Source organism: Candidatus Cloacimonadota bacterium (genome assembly GCA_011372345.1).
In the GTDB taxonomy this organism is placed as follows: Bacteria; Cloacimonadota; Cloacimonadia; order Cloacimonadales; family TCS61; genus DRTC01.
Map to the genome: position 1 here is coordinate 1 of DRTC01000322.1, position 3,896 is coordinate 3,896.

4 protein-coding genes are annotated in these 3,896 nt (G+C 35.5%); all 4 read right to left on the bottom strand.

From position 1 onward, the window contains the following. Positions 1 to 148 precede the first annotated feature (148 nt). The 4 genes from ENL20_06260 to ENL20_06275 all read right to left on the bottom strand — a co-directional run bounded on the left by ENL20_06260 (position 149) and on the right by ENL20_06275 (position 3,802). Positions 149 to 1,135: a radical SAM protein gene (locus ENL20_06260; GenBank protein HHE38157.1), complete on the bottom strand. Its 987-nt coding sequence runs from the start codon at positions 1,133 to 1,135 to the stop codon at positions 149 to 151. A gap of 140 nt (positions 1,136 to 1,275) precedes the next feature. Beyond that, positions 1,276 to 2,013 (bottom strand): ribonuclease III, encoded by a 738-nt coding sequence (gene rnc / locus ENL20_06265; GenBank protein ID HHE38158.1) that lies wholly within the window; start codon positions 2,011 to 2,013, stop codon positions 1,276 to 1,278. A 30-nt stretch (positions 2,014 to 2,043) separates the two neighbouring features. Beyond that, positions 2,044 to 3,288: a beta-ketoacyl-[acyl-carrier-protein] synthase II gene (gene fabF / locus ENL20_06270; GenBank protein ID HHE38159.1), complete on the bottom strand. Its 1,245-nt coding sequence runs from the start codon at positions 3,286 to 3,288 to the stop codon at positions 2,044 to 2,046. A gap of 280 nt (positions 3,289 to 3,568) precedes the next feature. Continuing rightward, a complete protein-coding gene (locus ENL20_06275; GenBank protein ID HHE38160.1) occupies positions 3,569 to 3,802 on the bottom strand; it encodes an acyl carrier protein in 234 nt (77 codons plus the stop codon). Between the last annotated feature and the right edge of the window lie 94 nt (positions 3,803 to 3,896).

A 3,896-nucleotide genomic window follows, 5' to 3' on the forward strand; every position in this document is an offset into this window, starting at 1 on the left:
ATCCTGATTGTGCCGTAAAACAATTTGCCAAATTGTCAAATCTTCTGAGCAAATTATTAATGATTCGGAGAATCATAATTACAACGAACAGAGTTTCGAGTTATTTCATAAAACAAGATGCCGATCTTGTCCATTCTGACCGATTTACCTACCACCACTTCTTTGCTTTAATGTCTCTAAACGCAAATTTGTTTTTTGCTAATTTACGGTCAATACTAATCGGAATTTTATTGATTTGGATTTTTTGTTTCAATTCATTTAACATCTTTTGTTCAAATCCTTTAAAAAGAGATATGTCGGAAGGAGAAATAATTAAAGTTCGATCTTGCTCGAATTTATTAAAAATCCTTTCTGACAAAATTTTTGCTCGTACGAGTTCTCCAAAAGAAGGATGATATGGACCTGCAATGATGTTTTCCGGTTCGATATCGGAATGAAGACCTATTTTGATTATCTTGATATTTTCTTTTTCAAAAATATTAACCATTTCAGCAACGATATCAACGGCTTCATCAATTTCTAAAGGAAAGTACTTCTTATCCCGAAACCATTTTTCGAGAACCGTGTTTTTGAGAACGATAGTTGGATAGATCCTGACGAATTCCGGTCGGATTTTAATTGTTTCGGAGATTGTTTTAAGAAGATATTTTTCAGAAAAGGCTGGAAGTCCGGGCATTAACTGGATTCCCAAATTGAAATTGTTTTTTTTCACCATTTTGCAGGCAGAAATTGCAGTTTTTGAATCGTACTTTCTTTGTGAAGATTCGAGAACTTGATCAGAAAAACTCTGGATTCCAAGTTCGATCGTTTTTACTCCGTTTTTCCGGCAGAATGAAAGAATGTTCTCATTGATAAAATCCGGTCTGGTCGAGATTCTGATACTTGTTTTATAATCTAATAATGGCTGAACCAGATCAAAAAAATCCTGTTGTTCTGTTTGGGAAAGATGTGTAAATGTTCCACCGAAAAATGCGATTTCTTTTTCAATATTCTGATTAAATTTACAGAATCGAGAAATATCCGAACTGATTTTTGAAGGTTCGGGGATTTTTGATTTTGTGATCGAGTGCTGGTTACAATAAACACAAGCAAAAGGACAACCGAGATGAGGAATGAAAATGGGGAAAATCTTCATTTATTGCCCCTAACTTTAAACTGCCTATAAAACCTTTTTGTATAATTCCCAATCCCTGATTAGGAATTCTAATCATTCAAAATCCGGTTTCAAGTCGAGATTATTGCATTCCCAATCGGGGTTTGGGAACGATGTGGGAATTATATTTTTAATTTTAAGCAGGCTACTTTTGCTGCGTTTTGTTGGGCTTCTTTTTTATTCGCACCTTTACCTTCGCCAAATAATTCATCATTGATAAAAACCTTGATCGTAAATATTTTGTTATGATCGGGACCTTTTTCACTGACAATTTTGTATTTTGGAATATTCTGAAATCTAGATTGAGTATATTCCTGTAAAATACTTTTGTAGTTGGTCATTTCATCACTTTTAATGAATTTTTCAAAATTAAGCAGGATAAAGTCTTTGATGAATTTCCGGGCAAATCCAATATTTCCATCAAGGTATATTGCACAGATAAGAGATTCCATTGCGTCTGACAGGATTGAGGGTAATTTTTTCCCACCATCCTGGATTGCTTCGGAACTCAAAAGAAGATAATCTCCCAGATTTATCTCTTTAGCCTTGATTGTCAGGAATTTTTGAGAAACTATCTTCGATTTTATTTTGGAAAGATTTCCTTCAGGAGAATCCGGATATTTGAGAAAAAGTTCTTCCGCGACGATCAAACCAAGTATTGAATCACCTAAAAATTCCATACGTTCGAAGGGTGAACTTTTTGAATTAGATGAATTTATGGAAGTATGGGTGAGAGCAGCTTTTAATAGATCAGACGAGTTGAATTTGTAATCTATTTTTTTTTGGAGTTCTTCGTGAAAAGATTTTTTTGGATTTTTATAAGAAAATTGAGAGAGTAAACTTTTAATTATTTTTTTCAATGGAAAAGAGAAAAGGGCGAAATTATCGCCCTATTTATCATATTTTCTGAAAATTATAACACCATTATGTCCACCAAAACCAAGAGAATTACTCAATGCAATATTAACATCTTGTTCGATTCCTTTATTGGGAACATAATTTAGATCACATTCAGGATCAGGAACTTCCTGGTTCAAAGTCGGATGGATCTTACCGGTTTCAATGGTTTTACAGCAAACTATAGCTTCCACGCCAGCTGCTGCTCCGAGTAAATGCCCAACCATTGATTTGGTGGAATTGATCTTCAATTTGTAAGCATAATCACCAAAAACAGTTCTATACATCGCAGTTTCATTCTTGTCGTTTAACGGAGTAGAAGTTCCATGAGCGTTGATATAATCGACTTCTTCTGGTTTGATGTTGGCATCTTTCAGAGCTGTGATTGCAGCCCTTGCTCCACCTTCACCTTTTTCTGCAGGAGCAGTTATATGGAAAGCATCACAGGATGCACCAAATCCAATTACTTCTGCATAAATTTTGGCGTTTCGTTTTAAAGCATGTTCCAATTCTTCCAGGATCAGAATACCGGCACCTTCAGCCATAACAAATCCGTCTCTTTCTTTATCAAAAGGACGACAGGCTCTTTTGGGATCATCATTTCTTGTACTGAGAGCTTTCATCGAACTAAAGCCGGCAACTGTCAATGGAGTAACCGCAGCTTCTGATCCACCTGAAAAAATAATATCTGCATCTCCGTATTGGATTGTTCGGAAAGCAGTTCCCAGAGCATGATTAGCCGATGCACAAGCAGAAACAACCGTAAAATTAGCTGCTTTACAATTATATTCGATAGCAACTTCCGCTGTCGCAATATTCACGATCATTTTTGGAACAAAGAACGGACTGACTCTTTTTGGTCCCTTCTCAAAGAATTTTTTTGCTTCATTTTCAAAAGTTAACATTCCTCCAATTCCAGAACCCATTATCACTCCGGCTCTTTCCGGATTATATTCAAAATTGTTCAAACCGGAATCTTCAAAAGCTTCTTTAGCTGCGATCAATGCTAATTGAGTACAGGGATCGAGTTTTTTTATTCTTTTACGATCAAAAAAATCTTGGGGATTGAAATTTTTAATCTCTCCTGATATCTGTGATCCATAATCATCTGTAATCTCAAATTTTGAGATCCGGTCGATCCCCGAATTTCCTGCAATCAGGTTTTCCCAGGTTTCAGCGATATTATGACCGACAGGATTGATCGTACCTATACCGGTGATAACAACTCTTTTTTTCATAATATACCTCTTTTGATATTATTTTCTATTTCAAACTCCCCTAATCCCGCTTTAACAAAGAGGGGAAATATCGATGAATCAAGATGATTCGAGTTGTAAGGAGCTTGCGACATCGTCTTTGAACAAGATGATGACTTGAAACCGCAAATGATCATTTTTTCAACTTGTCGTTTCGCTCACAAGCTGAAAATATTTTATCTTTACGGATGGGCTCTAATTAAAATTAATAATTTCAAAAGGTGGAGTTCAAGAAAAAAACTCCACCATTTGAAATCTTCGTTTATCCGAGTTTTGCCTGCAGGTATTCGATTGCTTTTCCTACTGTTTTCAGTTTTTCTGCTTCTTCGTCTGCGATATCAATATCAAATTCTTCTTCGAATTTCATGATAAGTTCGACCGTATCCAGAGAATCCGCACCAAGATCTTCGATGAAACTTGCTTCCATTGTAACTTCATTTTCATCTACACCGAGTTCTTCTACGATAATTTCCTTTACTTTTGCTACTACATCCATTATTTCCTCCTGTTTTTTTCTTTTTTTTTAGCAACGAACAAAACTAACAAAACGAACAATTTGCTCGGATTTTGTTCGTTGCCTTATTTTTACA